An 18,478-nucleotide genomic window follows, 5' to 3' on the forward strand; every position below is an offset into this window, starting at 1 on the left:
GTGGCGCCATTCGCATGAGGGGAACTGCCTAGAAGCCCAGGCTCGATAGCAGATCGTCCACCTCGTCCTGTCCTTGAACGACATCCGCGGCGGAATCTTGAGTCTTGGGCACGCTGGGACCGTGACCCTTGCGGTCCGCCTCGCGATCCTCCTCGCGTTGTTCAAGCGACGCCTCGGCCGCCTCGACCTGCTCCATGCGCCCACTGGAGAGCCGGATCAGGGACACCAGGTTCTCTTCCAGGTCGGTCACCAGCTGGATCACGCGGCGAATCACCTGGCCGGTAATATCCTGATAGCTCTGTGCCATCAGCACCTCGGAGAGCAGCCGGCGCAGCTCCTCGGTGTCTTCCCCCGCCTGCGCGAAGAACGTGTCGAGCTCGCGGGCAAAGTCCCGGAACTCCTCCACCGAGAGCTGGCGGTTGCGAAAGCGCGTCCACTTCGCCGTCAGGTCGGCCGCCTGCTGACTGAACGACTCCGCGATCGGCAGGCTCGACTCGATGGCATTCATGGTGTCGTGGGCCGCCTGTTCGGTCATCGTGACCACGTAATTCAGGCGTTCCTTTGCGTCCGGGATCTCCGCCTGGGTCAGTTCGACCAGACGCGAATCGCCGCGGAAGCTTTGCAGGGCCTCGTGAAGATCACGGGTCAGCTTGCCCAGCTCGTCGAAGAGTTCGCGGTCATAGGGGCGCGCCAGATCCTGCACCAGCGCCCGGGCGCCCGTGTCGTCGCCCGCCTCCAGCGTCTTGACCAACTGCCGCGCAAGCTCCAGCTGATCGTCGCGTGGTGGGTGTTCCTGTTCAGTCATGAGAAGCCTCTTGCGGGTACGGCGCGGAAGGTTTCGGACGACGCCCGCGGCGGTCGGTGCCACGGGCGTCGGGCATATCGGTCACAGGCCCATGATTATCCCTGTGCTTCAATGCGTTCGAAGATCTTGTCGATCTTTTCCTTCAGCGTCTCGGCGGTGAACGGCTTGACCACGTAGCCGTTCACGCCCGCCTCGGCCGCCTCGACGATCTGGTCGCGCTTGGCCTCCGCCGTCACCATCAGCACCGGCATGGACTTGAGGTTCGGGTCGGCGCGCACGGCCTTCAGCAAGTCGATCCCCGGCATGTTGGGCATGTTCCAGTCGGTGATCAGAAAGTCGAAATCCCCGTTCTGCAGCATAGGCAGCGCGGTGCTGCCGTCGTCGGCTTCCTGGGTATTGTTGAAGCCAAGATCACGCAACAGGTTCTTGATAATGCGCCGCATCGTGGAAAAGTCGTCCACGATGAGAATCTTCATTCCCTTGTCCACACGTCACTCCGGGATTCGTAGGGTGGGTTTTAGAATAACTGCAAAGCCGTACCGTCTTCGAGCCACGAACCCAGGCGGGCGCGCAGTCGAATGGTGGCCTGACTTCGGATCTGGCTGACGCGCGACTCGGTCACGCCCAGCACGGCGCCGATCTCGCGCAGGTTGAGCTCTTCGATGTAGTAGAGCGACAGCACCAGCCGCTCGCGTTCGGGGAGGTCGCCGAGGGCTTCGGCCAGTTCCTGACGGAACTCACCGGCCTCGAGGGTGCGGGCCGGCGACACCTCCTGCCCTTCGATCACGCGATCGGCCCCGTCGTCACCCCCGCCGAGGTCGTCCAGGGCGAACAGGTGGGCTCCGGCGTGATCCTGCAGCATCTCGTAGTACTGGTCGATCGGCACGTCCAGCTCGGCGGCGACCTCGCTGCCACGCGCCGCCCGCCCCTCGCGCGCCTCGACGGTCTGGATCGCCGCGGCAATACGCCGACTGTTGCGGTGCACCGAACGCGGTGTCCAGTCACTGCGGCGCAGCTCGTCGATCATCGCGCCACGGATGCGGATCCCGGCGTAGGTGGCAAAGGTCGCGCCCTGGCCGCCCTCGAACTGGCGCGCCGCCTCGAGCAGCCCGATCATGCCCGCCTGAATCAGGTCATCCACCTGCACCGAGGCGGGGAGCCGCGCCATCAGGTGATGGGCGATGCGGTGGACCAGCTCGACGTGATCGGCAATCAGCTCCTCGTGCCCGCCGCTGGCCGCGGAGGCCGCCTGATAGCCGGAAAGTCGATTACGCGTCGTCATCATGCGCTCTGCAGCATCCGTTCCACGAAAAACCCGACGCCACCGTGGTCACCGCCGCCCACCGGCCAGCGGTCTACGGTCCGTGCCAGTTCGGCAAAGGCCTTCCCCGCCGGGCTCCCGGGGTACTGCTGTACCACTGGCGCGCGTTTCTGCACCGCCTTGCGCAGGTGATCATCCATCGGAATATAGCCGGCCAGGTCGAGCACCACCTCCGGCAGGTAGTTGCCGCAGACGGTATTGAGTTTCTGCATCAGTCGCTCGGCGCCTTCGCGGCCGTCGACCATGTTCGTCACCATGCGGAAGCGACGCAGGCCATGATCGCGGTGCAGGACCTTGATCAGGGCATAAGCGTCGGTAATCGAGGCGGGCTCGTCGCAGACCACCACCAGGGTCTCCTGGACCGCGCGGCAGAACGACGTCACGGATTCCTGCAGGCCGGCCGCGGTGTCCACGATCAGCACATCCAGGGGTTTGCGATAGGCGCTGAAGGCATGGATCAGACCGGCATGCTCGGCCGGCGTCAGGTTGGCCATCGCCGCGATCCCCGAAGCCGAAGGCACCACCTTTACCCCGTCCGGCCCCTGGACGAGCACATCCTCCAGGCTGTCCACATCACCGGTCACCAGGTCGTGCAGCGTGCGCTCGGGACGCATCCCCAGCAGCAGGTCCACGTTGGCCAGGCCCAGATCGGCGTCGAACAGCATGACCTCGCGCCCGAGCCGGGCCAGGCCCACCGACAGGTTCACCGATACGTTGGTCTTGCCCACCCCGCCCTTGCCCGAGGCAACCGCGATGACCTTCAACGGCTTGTTAGTGCGTGGCATAGCGCCCCTTCCCGACCGGTTGAATCAGTTCCAGCGTGGCGGGCTCCGCCGCCCGTGCCGGACGTGCCTGGGCGCGCGCGCGTCGCGGCGGTTCCATCTCCGCCAGGCGCTCGGCCGCCCAGGTCTCGCGGGCATTGGCCGCTGCCCCGGGTTCATCGGCGGCATCCTCCAGGGCCAGTCGGGTCAGATACCCGGTATCGACCCGGTGAAAGTCCTCGGCAATACGCTGGCCATCGCTGACGAACCCCAGCCCCAGGTGCTGATCGAGCAGTACGGACAGGACCTCGCCCAGCTCCTCGGCCTCGTCCAGCTTGGTCAGCACCAGCGCCGAGGGCTCCGCCTTGCGAAATGCCTCCAGCACCCGCCGCAACGCGCTCCCCTGGGTCGTCGCCGACACCACCAGCCAGCTCTCGGCCCGGATGTCCGGCGGCAGGTGCGCGAACAGGGATTCGTCCTCCACTGCACGCGGGGCCTGTCCCGCCGTATCCACCAGGATCAGGTGCCCATCCTCCACGCGGCGCGCCAGTTCGCGCAACTCTCTCGCGTTCTGCAGCACCCGCACCGAGATCCCCGCCATCTGGGCGAAGGCCTGCAACTGGCGCGTGGCCCCGATGCGCTGGCTGTCCAGGGTGACCAGCGTAACCGAATCCGGGCCCATGCGGCGGATCTGGCGCAGCGCGATGCGGGCCAGCGTGGTGGTCTTGCCAACGCCGGTGGGCCCGACCAGCGCCAGCAGGCCGCCCTCGTCCAGGATGTCCGGCCGGTGGGTGGCAATCGCGCCCGACAACCGCGCCCGCAGGCGTTCCCAGGCCTGTTCCGGCGAGCTGTCATCGAGAATGCTTCCGGCCAGGCTGCGCGCCAGGGCCTCGCTGAACCCGCGGTCGATCAGGCGCGCCTTGCATTCCGCCGCCAGCGGGTGGCGGGCCGCCCAGCGCGCCTCTTCGCTCTCCGCATACTGGCGCGTCATCAGGCTGCGCAGGTCGCGCAGCTCCTGCCGCATGGCGGTCAGCTCCGGGTCGGCCGGCCACGACGCCGCGGCCTGACCGGCGCCGCGCTCGCGGGCCGGTCGGGCGGTTGTGCTCGCTTCGCGGCTCGTCGCGGGCGCGTCCTGCGCGGCTACCGGCTCCGACGCGGCGCCGTCCTCCAGCGCCGCGACCACCTCCAGCCAGCCGTCGACCCGGCGACTGGACAGGATGACCGCGTCCTCGCCCTGCTGCTCGCGCACCTGGCGCATCGCATCACGCATGTCCCGGGCCCGATATCGTCTGACGTTCATGCTTTTTCTCCTGCGCCGCTCGCGCGGCGGAACCCTTCATCGTGTCGTTCAGGCGGACTGCTTCTGCGACTCTTCCTGGCCGACGGTGGCAACCACCCGGATCCGGCGATTGTCCGGAATCTCGGTGAAGGCCAGCACGGTCAGACTGCGGACCGCGCCGCGCAGCCACCCGGCGATCCAGGAGCGGATCTCCGGTGCCACCACCAGGACCGCCGGCTGTCCGGCCGTCTCCTGGCGGCGGGCCGCATCGGCCACCGAGCGCTGCAGCCGCTCCGCCAGCCCGGGCTCCAGTCCAACCGTGCCGCCCGAGCTCCCCTGCAGGGACTTATGCAAGAGCTGTTCCAACGACGGATCCAGCGCGATCAGGGGCAGCTCGTCCTCCGGCCCCACCAGGTCCTGCACGATCGAGCGCGCCAGGGCCACCCGCACCGCCGCGGTCAAAGTGCCGGGATCCTGACTCTTGACCCCCTCGTCTGCCAGGGTTTCGGCGATCGTGCGCAGGTCGCGGATCGAGACTTGCTCGGCCAGCAGGTTCTGCAGCACCTTCAGCACGATGGACAGGGACAGCGTCTTGGGCACCAGGTTTTCCACCAGCTTCGGCGAATGGCGCGCCAGCTGGTCGAGCAGGTGCTGCGCCTCCTCGTGGCCGATCAGGCGATGCGCGTTCTCGCGGAACACCTGTGACAGATGGGTCGCGATCACCGTGGCGCAGTCGACCACGGTATAGCCGGCACCCTGGGCCTGGTCGCGGTCCGCCGGGTCTATCCACAGCGCATCCAGATTGAACGTCGGGTCCTTGGTCGGCGTGCCCGGCACCGTCCCGAACACCTCGCCCGGATTGATCGCCAGTTCGCGCTCGGGGAAGACCTCGGCCTCGGCCACGGTCACGCCCAGCAGGCTGATGCGGTAGGCATTCGGGCTCAGTTCGAGGTTGTCGCGGATATGCACCGGCTGCAGCAGGAATCCCAGCTCCTGCGAGAGCTTGCGCCGCACGCCCTTGATCCGGCCCATCAGCTGGCCGTCCTGGGTGCGATCCACCAGCGGGATCAGGCGATAGCCCACCTCCAGCGACACCAGATCCACCGGCGGCACGTCTTCCCAGGTCAGGTCGCGATCCTCGGACCGGGCCCCGCCCTCGTCCTCCTGCGGGATGCGCTCCACCTCCACCTCGGCCTCGCGGGCCTGGCGCTTGAGCAGGTATGCCCCGCCGAAGATCAGCGCGGCCAGGCCCAGGAACACGGCATTGGGCATGCCCGGCACGATCCCCAGTGCGGCGATCACACCCCCGGCCACGTACAGCACGCGCGGGTTGGAGAACATCTGGCCGAAGACCTGCTGCCCCATGTCCTGGCTGCTGGTCACGCGGGTCACGATGATCGCGGTCGCGGAGGACAGCACCAGCGACGGGATCTGCGCGACCAGACCATCGCCGATGGTCAGCAGCACGTAATTGGTCGCGGCATCGCCGATCGTCATGCCGTGCTGGACGGCCCCGATGGTCAGGCCGCCGATGATGTTCACGAACAGGATCAGGATGCCGGCTATCGCGTCACCGCGAACAAACTTGGAGGCCCCGTCCATGGAGCCATAGAAGTCCGCCTCGCTGGCGATCTCCTCGCGGCGCTTGCGCGCCTCTTCCTGGGTCAGGATGCCGGCGTTCAGGTCGGCGTCGATCGCCATCTGCTTGCCGGGCATGGAATCCAGGGTGAAGCGGGCGCTGACCTCGGAGACGCGCCCCGCGCCCTTGGTGACCACCACGAAGTTGATGATGATCAGGATGGCGAACACCACCAGGCCGACGGTGTAGTTGCCGCCCACCACGAAGTCGCCGAAGGCCTGGATCACCTTGCCCGCCGCGTCAGTCCCGGTATGGCCTTCCAGCAGGATCACCCGCGTAGACGCGATGTTCAGCGCCAGGCGCAGCAGCGTCGCGACCAGCAACACGGTCGGGAACACGGCGAATTCCAGCGGCCGCGGCGTATACACCGCAACCATGATCACTACCAGCGAAAGCGCGATATTGAAGGTGAACAGCACGTCCAGCGCCAGCGGCGGGAGCGGCAGCACCATCATCGACAGCATGGCGATCAGCAGGATCGGCGCGCCGAGTCCCCACTTGCCGACGTTCCCGAGGCGGTCGAAGAAGGCCATCAGCGATCCCTCCGCTTGCCGCGCTGCTTGTCCGGATCGAGGTAATCCTCCGGCACTGGCAGGTCATCCGGCATCTGCGCGTCGGCGTCGGCCCGCTTGAGCTGGTAGACATAGGCCAGGATGCGTGCGACGGCGACGAACAGGCCGTTGGGGATCTCCTGGTTCAGGTCCGTGGTGAAATAGATCGCGCGGGCGACGCGCGGCGCCTCGACGCGGACGATCGCGTGTTCGTCGGCGACCGCACGGATCGAGGCCGCGACCTCGTCGGCGCCCTTGGCCACTACCCTGGGCGCCGCCATGCGCGAGGCCTCGTAGACGATGGCCACGGCGTAATGGGTCGGGTTGGTGATGATCACGTCGGCCTTCGGGACCTCCTCCATCATCCGCCGCTGCGCCATCTCCTGCTGCAGCTGGCGGACCTTCTGCTTGACCTCCGGCTTGCCGTCGGTCTCCTTGTATTCGTCCTTGACCTCCTGGCGGGTCATGCGCAGCTGCTTCTGGTGGTTCCACATCTGGAACGGCGCATCGATGGCCGCCACCACGATCAGCGCGGCCGATACCGCGATAAAGGTCCCCAGCACCAGCTGGGCGGTATGCGCGATACCCTGATGGATCGGCTCGTAGCCCAGCATCAGCAGGCGATCGGAAAAGGTGGCAAGCACCGCGACCGCGACGCTGGAGATCAGCACGAACTTGGCGAAGGTCTTGCCGAACTCCATCAGCCCCTGCCAGGAGAAGATGCGCTTCAGCCCCTTTCCGGGATTCAGCTTGGAGGCCTTCGGGGCCGCCGCCTTCCAGGAGAAGTTCGCGCCCCCGATCACGATCGGCGCCATCACGGCCGCGACGATCAATACCCCGAACAGCGGAAACAGCGTGCGCAGGGTGCGGAAGATCTCCTGGGCGAGGTAGGGCAGCAGCAGCGAGGAGTCGTACGCCATTTCGGGATCGAAATCGAAACGACTGGTCATCTGTTCCGCGAGTTGCGCGCCCATGTTCGGGCCGTACATCAACATGAACGCCCCCGCGGTCATCAGCACCAGGAAGGTGCTGAGCTCGCGTGACCGCGGGACCTGACCCTTCTCCTTCGCCTCGCGCAGGCGTTTCGGAGTGGGCTCTTCGGTTTTTTCCTGCCCGTTCTCGTTCTCGGCCATGTCAGAACCCCATCCGGGTCTGCATCAGGTGGAAGGCCTCGAGCATCAGCTCCCCGAAGCGTTCCGGCAGCCCCGGAAAAGTGAACATGAGCAGCACAAAGCCGATCAGGATCATCATCGGGAAGCCCACCGCGAAGATGTTGAGCTGCGGCGAGGCGCGGGTGATCACGCCCATGGAGATATTCACCAGCAGCAGCGAGGCGACCGCCGGAAGCGCCACCAGCACCGCGCCAACGAACATCGTCGATCCGAACGCGACCAGCGCGTAGAAGGCCTCCGCATTCAGTCCAGTCGGGGCGATGGGCATGGTCTCGAAGCTGGTCAGCATCAGTTCCAGCGCGATCAGATGGCCGTTCATCGCCAGGAACAGCAGCGTCGAGAAGATCACGAAGATGGTCGACACCACCGGCACCTGCACGCCCTGGGCCGGGTCCACGATGGACGCGAAACCCAGCCCCATGCCCAGTGCGATCACCTCGCCCGCCTGGGTCACGGCGGAGAAGACCATCTGCAGGATGAAGCCCATAAACACCCCGATCGCGATCTGGTGCAGCGTCACCACCACGCCTTCGAGGCTCAGGGGGTCGATATCGGGGAGCACCGGCCCCTGCATGGCGACAAAGATGGCCAGCAGCAGCGCCAGCCCCATGCGCACCCGTGCGTTGACCGTGTCGGCGCCGAAGATCGGCATGGCGACGAGCATGGCGCCAATGCGCGCGAACGGCCACAGGACCGCCCCCACCCACAGCACCAGCTGTTCCGCCGCCAGGGTCATCGGTCTACCCCACCATCCCCGGCGCGCCCTCGTAGAGGCGCTCGGTGTAGTCGATCAGCAGCGCCAGCATCCAGTGGCCACTGATCAGGAGGGCCGCGAACATGGCCAGCAGCTTGGGGATGAACGACAGGGTCATTTCCTGCACCTGGGTGGCGGCCTGAAGCATGCCGATCGCCAGGCCCACCGCCAGCGCCGTCAGCAGCGGCGGCGCGGCCAGAAGAACCACCACCGTGAGCGTCTCGCGCCCGATATCGACCACCAGTTCGGGTGTCATCGGAACCTCCTAAACAAAAAAGCTGGTGGCAAGGGTGTTCATCATCAGCGCCCAGCCATCGACCAGAACGAACAGCATCACCTTGAACGGCAACGAGATGATCAGCGGCGAGAGCATCACCATCCCCATCGACATCAGGACCGAGGCCACCACCAGGTCGATGATCAGGAACGGGATCAGGATCAGGAAGCCGATCTGGAACGCGGTCTTGAGTTCGCTGGTGATAAACGCCGGCACCAGCAGGCTTAGCGGGATATCGTCGGCATCCTCGAAGCCGTCGATCCCGTTGATCTCGGCGAACATCGCCAGGTCACTCTCGCGGGTATGCGCCAGCATGAACTCGCGCAGGGGCTGCACCCCGGCCTGCAGCACCTCCTCGGTCCCCATCTCCTCGTTCACGTAGGGCACAAACGCGGTGTCGTAGATCTCCTCGAACACCGGGGCCATCACGAACAGGGTCAGGAAAAACGCCAGACCGATCAGGATCTGGTTGGACGGTGTCTGGGTCGTACCCAGGCCCTGGCGCAGGATGGCCAGCACCACCAGGATGCGCGTAAACGCGGTCATCATGATCAGGATCGACGGCAGCAGGGTCAGCAGCGTCATCAGCAGGATGATCTGCAGCGTCACCGAATAGGTCTCGCCACCATCCCCGTTGGTGGTCACCGTCAGGGCCTCGATGCCCTGCGCGACCTGCGCTCCGGCCAGGCCCGGCAGGGCCAGCAGAGCCAGCCCCAGCCCAATCCGCAGCAGCACCGACATCACGACTGCCCCCGCTCGCCGGTGACCGGCGCACGCCGCGTCACCGCGCGCTTCAACGCGCTCGAGAAGTCCGGGGTCTCGCCGGCCGGGGCCAGTACCGGTTCGTTCATGGTGTGCAGCGTGCGCATGCCGGCGGGCCCAACCCCGACCAGGACCTGTTCGTCCCCGACCTGGACCAGCACCAGGCGCTCGCGCGCGCCCACCGAGCGCGCCGCGACGATCTCGATCACCTGGGAGCCGCGATTGAGCCCGCCCTGTGTGCGCCGTAGGACCCAGCCCAGCACCACGATCGCGCCGATCACCAGGACCAGACCGCCGATCAGCTGGGCCAGATACCCGGCGGCGCCGCCGCTACCCCCCTCGGCGAGGGCGGTCAGTGGCCAGAGGCTCCCCGTAACGGCCGTCAGGACGAGGGCCGCGATGTGCGTATAGCGTTGATTCATGGCTATTTGAGCTTGCGGATCCGTTCGCTGGGGCTGATCACGTCGGTCAGTCGAATACCGAACTTCTCGTTGACCACCACCACCTCGCCATGCGCAATCAGCGTCCCGTTCACCAGCACATCCAGGGGCTCGCCGGCCAGGCGGTCCAGTTCCACCACCGAGCCCTGGTTCAGCTGGAGGAGGTTGCGGATCGGGATGCGCGTGCGGCCGATCTCCATGGAGATGGTCACCGGTACATCCAGGACCATCTCCAGGTTCAGCTCCTCCCCGTCGCCCTGCACCACGCCGGAGAGCTGCTCCGGCTGCAGGGCCTCCGCGCCCGGGTCCGGCTTGTGCTTGCGTTCCCGCTTCTCGGCCTTCGGCGCTTCCTGCGCCGGGTCCTCGGACGCCCCGCCCTGTGCCTCGTTCAGCAGCGCGTCGGGGTCGGCGGCTGCCTCGCCATCCTCGTCCTTCTGCTCCGCCAGGGCGGCCGCCCACTCGTCGGCCAGGGCCTGGTCATCGGAACCGCCCTCCGTCTCCGGATTCTCGGCGGCGGCCTCCGCGTCGGGGCCGGGGGTGTCCTGTTTGGGATCGTCGGTGTCTGCCATGCTGCGGCCCTCTATCGTTTGATGATGCGTTCCGAAATCTGGATCGCATTCAGCCCATTGGATACGCCGAACTTCCCGCGGAACATCGGGATATCTTCGACCTGCAGGGAAATCTTCTCGGGGAGATCAACCGGGATGATGTCGCCCGGCTGGATATCCAGCAGCTCGCGCACGGTCACCTCGGTCTCGGCCAGGATGGAGCTGATCTCGACCTCGGCGGTCTGAATCTCCTCCTGGAGTGCGTGCATCCAGCGCTGGTCCACGTCGGAGCGGTCCGACTGGATACCGGTGTCCAGCTGCTCGCGTATCGGCTCGATCATCGAGTACGGCAGGGTCACGTGCAGGTTGCCACCGCCCCCGTCGAGCTCGATGTGGAACTCGCTGATCACCACGATCTCGGTCGGCGAGACGATATTCGCGAACTGCGGGTTGACCTCGGAGTTCAGGAACTCGAACTCCAGCTCCATGACCGGCTGCCAGGCCTTCTGCATGTCCTCGAACGCGCCTTCCAGCACGCCGTGCACCACCTTCATCTCCATCGGGGTGAAGTCACGCCCCTCGATGCGGGTGTAGTAACGGCCGTCGCCGCCGAAGAAGTTGTCCACCAGGATGAACACCAGCTTCGGGTCGAACACGAACAGCCCGGTGCCGTGCAACGGATGCGCGCGCACTAGGTTCAGGCTGGTGGGCACGAACAGCGAATGCATGTACTCGGAGAACTTGGTGATGCGGGTGCCCACCACCGAGATCTCGGCGGAGCGACGCAGCACGTTGAACAGACGGACCCGCAGGTGACGCGCGAAGCGCTCGTTGATCATCTCCAGCGTGGGCATGCGCCCACGCACGATCCGGTCCTGGGTGGCGAAGTTGAATTCGCGTGCCTGGCCATCACTCGGATACGGGTCTTCCGTCTCGACGTCGCCCTCGTCCACGCCGTGCAGGAGGGCATCGATCTCGTCCTGGCTGAGGATATCCGTCTGTGCCATGACGGGGCTCCTACTGCATCACCAGTTCGTTGAACAGCACGGCCTCGACCGCGTCCGGGGCATCGCGGGAACGCAGGATCCCGGCGATCGTCTCTTTCAGTTCTTCCGCCAGGGCCTCCTTGCCCGCGCGGGTATTGAGATCCTCGTAGCGCTGTTCCGCCAGGATGCCCAGGAGGTCGTTTCGGATTGCCGGCAGGTGCCGTTCGAAGGCCTCGGCGACCGCCGGGTCATGGGTCACCAGCGACAGTTCCGCGCGCAGGTAGCGGATGCGCCCCGGGGCCTCGATGTTCACCGTCATCGGCTCGAGGCTGGTGTACAGCCGCTCGGGCGGGCCGGCTTTGACCTGCTCGGTATCGTCACCGTCCGCCATCAGGAAGAACCAGGCGGCGGCCGCACCGCCGGCTACGAGAAACAGGACGACCAGGATCAGGACGATCAGCTTGCCCTTCCCGCCCTTCTTCGGGGCGCCGCCTTCGTCGTCGTCCAGATTGACTTCCTTCTCTGCCATATCGCACCCGCTGTCCGGTAAACCGAGGATTCGTTCTCGGTACAAACCTTAGCAAGGCTGATGCCAGAAGTCGTTTTAGTGTTTTTAATCCGTCAGTTACGGGTAGTCACTGGCGGTTTTCCGGGGCAAACGCGGGCGCGGAAAACATGAAGAACGTCAAGAATCGGCCGCCCGGCCGCCGTGAAAGACGGAATCTTGGCGGCACACGGGAACAGGGAGAACCCGGCATCAGCGCAGGAACGAGCCGGCAGCCACGGCCGCAGGCCGCGGCTGCCACCGGGCCGGAGGGATCAGGCAAACAGGTCCAGGCGCCGGTTCAGCATGGAGAGCGTGCTGCCATCGGCCTCGCGGTCCTCGGCCTCGGCAGCCTCGTCATCCGCCGCGAGCGCCGTCTCGCCGGCCTCCTGCTCCGCCTGCTCCTCGGCCGCGTGGTCGGACACGGTCGCATCGTCCAGCATCAGGCCGCTCTCGGCCAGGCTGTCACGCAGGCGCGGCATGGCCGCCTCCAGCACCTCGCGGGTCACCGGATTGGCACTGATGAACTGGATACTGGTGCGATCACCCTCGACCAGCACACGCACATCCAGGCTGCCCAGTTGCGGCGGGTGCAGCTTGAGTTCGGTACGCCCGCCCTGCGCCTGGGCCAGCATGCGCACCTGGTCGGCCAGCTCCCGGGCCCCGTTGGGCTGCTGCAGGAGTCGTGTCAGATCGAGGCGCGGCAACGCCCGCGCCCCGTCCGCCCCTTCGGCTTGCCCGAGCCCCTGGGCCGGCAGCACCCCGCTCAGGGGGTCGGAACGGCCGCGGCGCGCCTCGTCACCCCCCTGCCCCATCCACTGGGCGAGGATCTCCAGGACGTTGTCGCGGGCCATGCCTCCCTGCGCACCCACCACGTCGGGCTTCAGGGCAACCGCGCCATCCCGTCCGGCATTGGCCTGGGCCGCTTCGACGAACAGCCGCATGACCGCGGCCGGCAGCGGCTTCACGGGCAGGGCCCGCTCCTCGCCTCCTCCCCGGGCCGGGGTACCTTCGGCTCGGGGCACCTCGGCTCGTCCCGGTTCCTGGGTCGCAGCCATCAGCGCGGCGACCGGCAAGGTATTGCCACCCCCTTCGGGATCCGCGGCCAGGGGCCGCCCGTCCAGCAAGTCCTGGAGTCGCGCCAGCATCGCCTCCAGGTCCAGGCCTTCCAGTTCCTCGCCGGGAACGCCCAGGCTGGCCAGCAGCGACTCCATCTGGGGCTCCAGGATGGCCAGGAAGTCCTCGCCGTCCTGGCCCTTGAGGCGGCCTTGCAGGCCTTTCAGGTCGTCCAGGCCCTGCATCGAGCTGCCACCCAGCAGTTGCAGCAGCGGCAGCATGCCCTGGCCCGTATTCTGTGTTGCGATCATTGCCGGATCCTCGGTCTGCCGGGGTCATCCCCGGGCCCTTGCCTCAATCGATACTCAGGGTCCATTCAAGAACCCTGCCAACGCGCGTCTGCCTCGCGCGCATGGGCCTGGCGGGTGGCCCACATATCCTGTTCCGTCTGCTGGCGTCGCGCGTCATGCCGCGCGGTCTCGGCCCGCCGGCGCTCGAGCAGCTTCTCCAGCGAGAGGCTGTTTCGATGGCGTTCCAGCCACTCCTGGCGCGCCGTCTCCACCTGGGACTCGGCCGCCTGGATGCGCAGATCCTGCTGCTCCAGCGCGGAGCGCAGCTGGTCGCGCATGCCGGCCAGCCACTTCAGCGCATTGGCATCGTCCGGCAGGGTTGCCTGCAGGTATTCCCGCTGATAGGTCTCCAGGCGCTCGCGCTGGCCGGCGATGGCATCCAGTTGCTGCAGCCGCTCGCCCAGCTGGCGCGTCGCCTCGCTTTCCTCGATCTTGCGCAGCCGCAGCAGGCGCTCCAGGCGCTTCGGGTTCATGCCGCGCCACCCCCGACCAGGGCCAGCAGATCATCCCGGGCGCGGTCGAAGCTGACGGCCTCGTCGCGGCCCTGCCCCAGATAGGCCTCCAGGCGTTCATGCATCGCCACCGCCTCGTCCAGATGCGGATCGGCGCCCTTGCGGTAGGCCCCCACCGCGATGAGGTCGCGATTGCGCATGTAGGTGGCGGCCAGATCACGGAAGCGGCGGGCCGCGCGTTCGTGTTCCGGAGTGATCAGTGACGACATCACACGCGAGACCGACGCCCCGACATCAATGGCCGGGTAGCGGCCTGTCTCTGCGATCTCCCGCGAGAGCACCACATGACCGTCGAGGATGGCCCGCGCTGCGTCCACGATCGGGTCGTTCTGGTCGTCACCCTCAGCCAGCACGGTGTAGAACGCCGTGATCGAGCCCCCGCCGACATCGCCATTGCCCGCTCGCTCCACCAGCTGTGGCAGGCGCGCGAACACCGACGCCGCATAGCCTTTGGAAGCCGGCGGCTCGCCAATGGCCATCGCGATCTCCCGCGCCCCCTGGGCAAACCGGGTCAGGGAGTCCATCAGCAGGAGCACGTGCAGCCCCTGGTCCCGGAAATGCTCGGCCACCGCCGTGGCCACCCAGGCACCATGCTGGCGCAGCAGCGGCGACTGATCCGCGGGAACCGCGACCACCACGGTACGCGTACGCGACTCCTCGTCCAGGATCTCGTGGATGAACTCATTCACCTCGCGACCACGCTCGCCGATCAGGCCGACCACGATTACGTCCGCTGTGGTGTTGCGCGTCATCATGCCCAGCAGAACGCTCTTGCCGACCCCTGAACCCGCGAACAGGCCCAGCCGCTGGCCGCGCCCCACCGACAGCAGGCCGTTGATCGCCCGGATCCCGACATCCAGCGGCTCGCGCACGGGCGCACGCTGCAGCGGGTTGATCGGACGCCCGGCCAGCGGCCCAAAATCATGGGTGCGGATCGGCCCCTGGCCATCCAGGGGTGCCCCGTTGGCATCGATCACCCGTCCCAGAAGCCCCTCGCCCACCGGGATCTGGCGCTGGTTGTCCAGCGGTTCGATGCGAGCCCCGGGGGTCAACCCGGTGGCCAGCTCCTCCGGCATCAGGAAGGTGCGCTCGTTCTGGAAACCGACCACCTCCGCCGGCACCGGCTCCCCGGTTTCGCCGTGGATCAGGGCGCGCCCGCCAATCGGCAGGCGCAGACCCTCGGCCTCCAGCGTCAGGCCGGTCAGGCGCGACAGATGCCCCTCCGCCTGGGGTGGGTTGACCCGCTCCACGCGCCCCCGGGACTGCTGCAACCGGTCCAGAAGCCCCGTGCTCAGACGTTCGCGGCCCTTGCGGCGCAGTTCGTCGATCGGAGTGCTCATGACTCCTCCGCATCCGGGCGGTCGGACGCCTGATGGGCGCTGTCATCCCGGGGCTCGGCGTCAGCGGCCGGGGCATACTCGCCGTTCCACAGGGCCTCGACCGCATGCTGCAAGCGCCGCTCCAGGCTCGCGTCCACGCTCGCCGCGCCCGCCTCCACCCGGCACCCGCCGCGTGCCAGGCCCGGATCCGGGACCCAGGTGATGCGCGCGTCCGCGCGCTCGGCGTAGGTCTCGACCAGCCCCTGGTCCTCCGGGTTCAGATGCACCCGCACCTCCTGGTTGCGTCCCGGCAACTGAGCCAGCGCGCCCTCGAGAACCGCCCGGATCTGCTCCGGCCGGGACTCCAGCTCGCTTTGCACGACCTTGCGCGCCAGGACCGTCACCAGGGCCAAAAGCTCCGGCTCCAGGGCGTCGGCTGCATCGGCCAGCGGATCGGCGAGACTGCCGGCCACCGCCTCCAGTGCGGCCACCGTTTCGCGCAGTTTCTTGTCCTCGCGCGCCCGGGCCGCCTTTTCCGCCTCCTTCTGGCCCAGTTCGTGACCTTCGGCATAGCCAGACTCGAAACCGTTCTTGCGCGCCTCTTCCTCGATCGCCTCGATCTCGGCGGCGGTGGGCAGACGGCGCGGCGGATGGACACCGTCGTCACCGATCTCCGGCGGCTCCCACAGCGACGCCGAGGCGTCGGTATACAGCCTGGCCGCCGAGCTGTCGCTCACAACATGGCCTCGCTACCGCCACCGCCAAGCACAATGTCGCCGTTCTCGGCCAGGCGCCGAGCCACCGACAGGATCTCCTTCTGCGCGGCCTCGACCTCGCTGACACGCACCGGGCCCTTGGCCTCGAGATCCTCGCGCAGCATCTCGCCGGCACGTTTGGACATATTGCGAAAGATCTTGTCCTTCAGGTCGTCGTCGGCGCCCTTCAGCGCAAGCACCAGGGATTCGGTCTGGATCTCGCGCATCAGCGTCTGGATGCCACGGTCGTCGATATCCACCAGGTTATCGAAGACAAACATCTCTTCCTCGATACGCGTGCCCAGATCGGAATCCGACTCCTTGATCGTCTCCATGATCTCGGCCTCCCGCGAACCCTCCATCAGGTTCATGATGTTGGCCGCCGAGCGCACGCCCCCCAGCATCGAGGTCTTGCTCGCCGCATTACCGGAGAGTTGCCGGTCGAGGATCTCGTCGAGTTCCTGCAGGGCCTGGGGCTGCACGCCATCCATGGTGGCGATGCGCATCACGATGTCGGACTGCACCCGCGCGGGCAGGTACTGCAGGGTGTCGGAGGCCTGGTCGGAATCGAGATGGGACAGCACGATGGCCACGATCTGCGGATGCTCATTGCGCAGCATGTCCGCGATGGCGCGCGGGTCCAGCCACTTGAGGGCCTCGATGCCCTTGGAATTGCGTCCCAGCAGGATGCGGTCGATCAGGCCCGAGGCCTTGTCGCCCAGCGCGCTCTCCATGACGCTGCGCACGTATTCGTCGGCGCCCACGCCCAGCGCGGTCTGTTCCTGCACATGGGTGGAGAACTCGTGCAGCGCGGCGTTCACATCGCTGCGCGAGATGCGGTCCATCGAGGCCATGGCGGTGCCGATCTTCTGCACCTCCTTGGGCCCCATGTGGCGCATGACCTCGGCGGCGGCATCCTCGCCCAGGCTCATCATGAACACGGCGGCGCGCTCGGCGCCTTCCAGCTTGGAGTTCTTGTCAGCGGCCATCGTCACCCAACCAGGTCTTCATTACCTGCGCCACGCGCTTGGGATCCTCGCGGACCATCTCGCGCACGGCCTCCAGATCCATCTCCTGCTGATCCGGACCCTTGGGACCCGTCAGCGCGGCCACGGCCGAACCCTCGCTCGGCCCCATGCCGGCCTCGCCGCCGGACTCGTCGGTCAGGGCCTCGCGGTCATCCTCGCGCCGCGGGGGCGGTGCCGGACGCTTCATCAGTTGCTTCATTGCCGGGCGCACCACCGTCAGCAGGATGATCAGGGCCAGCAACAGCGCCGCCACGATCTTCAGCACCTCGATAAACCAGGGCTGCTCCCAGAAGGCGATCTCCTCCGCCGGGATCTCGTCCGCGGGCGCCTCGAACGGCGCGGTCACCACATTGATCGTATCGCCTCGTTCGGCGTTGAATCCAACCGCCTCGCGCACCAATGCCTCGATGCGCTCCAGTTCCTCGGCGTCCCGCGCCACCTGCACCGTCTCGCCGTCCTCGTTGACCTCCTGACGGAAGTCCACGACCACCGCGGTGGAGACCCGGCGCACGCCGCCCGGCATCTCGCGGATGTGGTTGATGCGGCGATCGACCTCGTAGTTTCTGGTCACGTTGGTGCTGCGACTGCCCGGGAGCGGCGCCGGAGCAGCGGCACCTTCCTCGCCCTCTTCCCCGACCACGCCGCCCTCGGGGGGCTGATTGGTCAGCGCGCCCGGGACGCCCCCGGCACCGCCTTCGGGACCCGTGCGCTCTTCCTCCCGGCTTTGTTCGGACCGCAGCGCGATGGTCTCGGGATCGTACAGCTCCTCGGTTCGCTCCACGCGCGAGAAATCAATATCGGCATTGACCTGAACGCGCACCTTGTCGCGCCCGACGATCGGGATCAGGAGATCCCGAACGCGGTCGGTATAGCGGTTCTCCACATCCCGTGTGAAGTTCAGGCGATCGCCACTGCCGCCCATGCCCGCCTCGCCGCCGTCCTGGGTCAGCAGCGTGCCGCGCTGGTCGACCACGGTGACCCGCTCGGGATCCAGATCCGAGGTGCTGGAGGCCACCAGATGCACGATGGCCCCCACCTGCGTCTCGCTCAGGGATCGTCCGCCGCGCAGGTGCACCACCACGGAGGCGCTGGCCGGCCGGCGGTCGCGCACGAACACCGACTGTTCCCCCTCGGCAATGTGCACCCGCGCGCGATCCACCGCATCCAGGGAGGCGACCGTGCGCGCCAGCTCGCCTTCCATCGCCCGGTGATGACGCGCCCCCTCGATCATCCGACTGGTGCCAAGCCCGGTGTCCTCCTGCAACAGTTCGAAGCCGAGGTCGCCGGAGCGCGGCAGCCCTTCGCCGGCCAGCTGCAGCCGCGCGTCGGCGACATCGCCCTGCGGGACCTTCACCTGCCCGGTCGTGGAATCCACCTGGTACTGGATGCCGGCCTGGGACAGCACCTGCACGACCTCGGCCGCGTCCTCGGCGTCCATGCGCGGGAACAGCGGCACGTAGGTGGGGCGCATGGCCCAGTAGAGCAGCGCCACGATCACCACGATCGCGCCGGCCAGCATCCCGATCAGGGCAAGCTGGCGGCCCGCGGGCATCCCGTTGAACTCCTTGAATCCCCCGGTCACCACCGCGGGCAGGGACTGTGCATTGTCGGCCATCGTC

At 67.2% G+C, this 18,478-nt stretch carries 19 protein-coding genes and 1 pseudogene; all 20 read right to left on the minus strand.

Annotated features, from left to right (window positions below):
• Positions 1–28: 28 nt before the first annotated feature.
• The 20 genes and pseudogenes from D107_RS0102115 to fliF all read right to left on the minus strand — a co-directional run bounded on the left by D107_RS0102115 (position 29) and on the right by fliF (position 18,474).
• A complete protein-coding gene (locus D107_RS0102115; protein WP_018866263.1) occupies positions 29–805 on the minus strand; it encodes a protein phosphatase CheZ in 777 nt (258 codons plus the stop codon).
• Between the two features lie 95 nt (positions 806–900).
• Positions 901–1,281, minus strand: coding sequence for a chemotaxis response regulator CheY (gene cheY / locus D107_RS0102120; protein WP_017942246.1), 381 nt, complete (start codon positions 1,279–1,281; stop codon positions 901–903).
• Between the two features lie 41 nt (positions 1,282–1,322).
• Positions 1,323–2,090 (minus strand): RNA polymerase sigma factor FliA, encoded by a 768-nt coding sequence (locus tag D107_RS0102125; protein WP_018866262.1) that lies wholly within the window; start codon positions 2,088–2,090, stop codon positions 1,323–1,325.
• Positions 2,087–2,911, minus strand: a complete 825-nt coding sequence (locus D107_RS0102130) for a MinD/ParA family protein (RefSeq protein WP_038028158.1) — start codon at positions 2,909–2,911, stop codon at positions 2,087–2,089. The genes D107_RS0102125 and D107_RS0102130 overlap by 4 nt, the downstream gene beginning before the upstream one ends.
• A gap of 168 nt (positions 2,912–3,079) precedes the next feature.
• Positions 3,080–4,187: pseudogene (flhF, locus tag D107_RS0102135) on the minus strand (flagellar biosynthesis protein FlhF); the annotation flags it as partial.
• A 48-nt stretch (positions 4,188–4,235) separates the two neighbouring features.
• Positions 4,236–6,338: a flagellar biosynthesis protein FlhA gene (flhA, locus tag D107_RS0102140; protein WP_018866259.1), complete on the minus strand. Its 2,103-nt coding sequence runs from the start codon at positions 6,336–6,338 to the stop codon at positions 4,236–4,238.
• The gene (gene flhB / locus D107_RS0102145; protein WP_018880656.1) at positions 6,338–7,489 is read right to left on the minus strand and encodes a flagellar biosynthesis protein FlhB; all 1,152 of its coding nucleotides are present in this window, start codon (positions 7,487–7,489) and stop codon (positions 6,338–6,340) included. Before flhB ends, flhA begins: the two co-directional genes overlap by 1 nt.
• A gap of 1 nt (position 7,490) precedes the next feature.
• Positions 7,491–8,264 carry a flagellar biosynthetic protein FliR gene (gene fliR / locus D107_RS0102150; protein ID WP_018866257.1) on the minus strand — a complete coding sequence of 258 codons (774 nt, stop codon included), beginning with the start codon at positions 8,262–8,264 and terminating at the stop codon, positions 7,491–7,493.
• 4 nt (positions 8,265–8,268) lie between these two features.
• The gene (fliQ, locus tag D107_RS0102155) at positions 8,269–8,538 is read right to left on the minus strand and encodes a flagellar biosynthesis protein FliQ (protein ID WP_018866256.1); all 270 of its coding nucleotides are present in this window, start codon (positions 8,536–8,538) and stop codon (positions 8,269–8,271) included.
• Positions 8,539–8,547: 9 nt separating this feature from the next.
• Positions 8,548–9,300, minus strand: a complete 753-nt coding sequence (gene fliP / locus D107_RS0102160; RefSeq protein WP_018866255.1) for a flagellar type III secretion system pore protein FliP — start codon at positions 9,298–9,300, stop codon at positions 8,548–8,550.
• Entirely contained in the window at positions 9,300–9,743 is a 444-nt protein-coding gene (gene fliO / locus D107_RS0102165; protein WP_018875434.1) for a flagellar biosynthetic protein FliO, read from the minus strand. Before fliO ends, fliP begins: the two co-directional genes overlap by 1 nt.
• Before the next feature lie 2 nt (positions 9,744–9,745).
• Positions 9,746–10,330, minus strand: coding sequence for a flagellar motor switch protein FliN (gene fliN, locus D107_RS0102170; RefSeq protein ID WP_018875433.1), 585 nt, complete (start codon positions 10,328–10,330; stop codon positions 9,746–9,748).
• Between the two features lie 11 nt (positions 10,331–10,341).
• Positions 10,342–11,316 carry a flagellar motor switch protein FliM gene (gene fliM / locus D107_RS0102175; RefSeq protein WP_018866252.1) on the minus strand — a complete coding sequence of 325 codons (975 nt, stop codon included), beginning with the start codon at positions 11,314–11,316 and terminating at the stop codon, positions 10,342–10,344.
• A 10-nt stretch (positions 11,317–11,326) separates the two neighbouring features.
• Complete coding sequence (fliL, locus tag D107_RS0102180) at positions 11,327–11,824, minus strand: flagellar basal body-associated protein FliL (protein ID WP_018880657.1); 498 nt, start codon at positions 11,822–11,824, stop codon at positions 11,327–11,329.
• A gap of 290 nt (positions 11,825–12,114) precedes the next feature.
• Positions 12,115–13,206, minus strand: a complete 1,092-nt coding sequence (locus D107_RS0102185; RefSeq protein ID WP_018880658.1) for a flagellar hook-length control protein FliK — start codon at positions 13,204–13,206, stop codon at positions 12,115–12,117.
• Positions 13,207–13,271: 65 nt separating this feature from the next.
• Entirely contained in the window at positions 13,272–13,718 is a 447-nt protein-coding gene (gene fliJ, locus D107_RS0102190; protein ID WP_018866249.1) for a flagellar export protein FliJ, read from the minus strand.
• Complete coding sequence (locus tag D107_RS0102195) at positions 13,715–15,097, minus strand: FliI/YscN family ATPase (RefSeq protein ID WP_018866248.1); 1,383 nt, start codon at positions 15,095–15,097, stop codon at positions 13,715–13,717. The genes fliJ and D107_RS0102195 overlap by 4 nt, the downstream gene beginning before the upstream one ends.
• Entirely contained in the window at positions 15,094–15,813 is a 720-nt protein-coding gene (locus tag D107_RS0102200; protein WP_018880659.1) for a FliH/SctL family protein, read from the minus strand. The genes D107_RS0102195 and D107_RS0102200 overlap by 4 nt, the downstream gene beginning before the upstream one ends.
• A complete protein-coding gene (fliG, locus tag D107_RS0102205; RefSeq protein ID WP_018866246.1) occupies positions 15,810–16,820 on the minus strand; it encodes a flagellar motor switch protein FliG in 1,011 nt (336 codons plus the stop codon). The genes D107_RS0102200 and fliG overlap by 4 nt, the downstream gene beginning before the upstream one ends.
• Positions 16,810–18,474 carry a flagellar basal-body MS-ring/collar protein FliF gene (fliF, locus tag D107_RS0102210; RefSeq protein WP_018866245.1) on the minus strand — a complete coding sequence of 555 codons (1,665 nt, stop codon included), beginning with the start codon at positions 18,472–18,474 and terminating at the stop codon, positions 16,810–16,812. Before fliF ends, fliG begins: the two co-directional genes overlap by 11 nt.
• Positions 18,475–18,478: the final 4 nt, after the last annotated feature.

Source organism: Thioalkalivibrio sp. ALE30, from assembly GCF_000377465.1.
Taxonomy (GTDB): domain Bacteria; phylum Pseudomonadota; class Gammaproteobacteria; order Ectothiorhodospirales; family Ectothiorhodospiraceae; genus Thioalkalivibrio.

Coding starts and splice junctions, on each gene's coding strand:
- D107_RS0102115 (WP_018866263.1), bottom strand. CDS start 805: ATGACTGAACAGGAACACCCACCACGCGACGATCAGCTGGAGCTTGCG.
- cheY (WP_017942246.1), bottom strand. CDS start 1,281: ATGAAGATTCTCATCGTGGACGACTTTTCCACGATGCGGCGCATTATC.
- D107_RS0102125 (WP_018866262.1), bottom strand. CDS start 2,090: ATGATGACGACGCGTAATCGACTTTCCGGCTATCAGGCGGCCTCCGCG.
- D107_RS0102130 (WP_038028158.1), bottom strand. CDS start 2,911: ATGCCACGCACTAACAAGCCGTTGAAGGTCATCGCGGTTGCCTCGGGC.
- flhA (WP_018866259.1), bottom strand. CDS start 6,338: ATGGCCTTCTTCGACCGCCTCGGGAACGTCGGCAAGTGGGGACTCGGC.
- flhB (WP_018880656.1), bottom strand. CDS start 7,489: ATGGCCGAGAACGAGAACGGGCAGGAAAAAACCGAAGAGCCCACTCCG.
- fliR (WP_018866257.1), bottom strand. CDS start 8,264: ATGACCCTGGCGGCGGAACAGCTGGTGCTGTGGGTGGGGGCGGTCCTG.
- fliQ (WP_018866256.1), bottom strand. CDS start 8,538: ATGACACCCGAACTGGTGGTCGATATCGGGCGCGAGACGCTCACGGTG.
- fliP (WP_018866255.1), bottom strand. CDS start 9,300: ATGTCGGTGCTGCTGCGGATTGGGCTGGGGCTGGCTCTGCTGGCCCTG.
- fliO (WP_018875434.1), bottom strand. CDS start 9,743: ATGAATCAACGCTATACGCACATCGCGGCCCTCGTCCTGACGGCCGTT.
- fliN (WP_018875433.1), bottom strand. CDS start 10,330: ATGGCAGACACCGACGATCCCAAACAGGACACCCCCGGCCCCGACGCG.
- fliM (WP_018866252.1), bottom strand. CDS start 11,316: ATGGCACAGACGGATATCCTCAGCCAGGACGAGATCGATGCCCTCCTG.
- fliL (WP_018880657.1), bottom strand. CDS start 11,824: ATGGCAGAGAAGGAAGTCAATCTGGACGACGACGAAGGCGGCGCCCCG.
- D107_RS0102185 (WP_018880658.1), bottom strand. CDS start 13,206: ATGATCGCAACACAGAATACGGGCCAGGGCATGCTGCCGCTGCTGCAA.
- fliJ (WP_018866249.1), bottom strand. CDS start 13,718: ATGAACCCGAAGCGCCTGGAGCGCCTGCTGCGGCTGCGCAAGATCGAG.
- D107_RS0102195 (WP_018866248.1), bottom strand. CDS start 15,097: ATGAGCACTCCGATCGACGAACTGCGCCGCAAGGGCCGCGAACGTCTG.
- fliG (WP_018866246.1), bottom strand. CDS start 16,820: ATGGCCGCTGACAAGAACTCCAAGCTGGAAGGCGCCGAGCGCGCCGCC.
- fliF (WP_018866245.1), bottom strand. CDS start 18,474: ATGGCCGACAATGCACAGTCCCTGCCCGCGGTGGTGACCGGGGGATTC.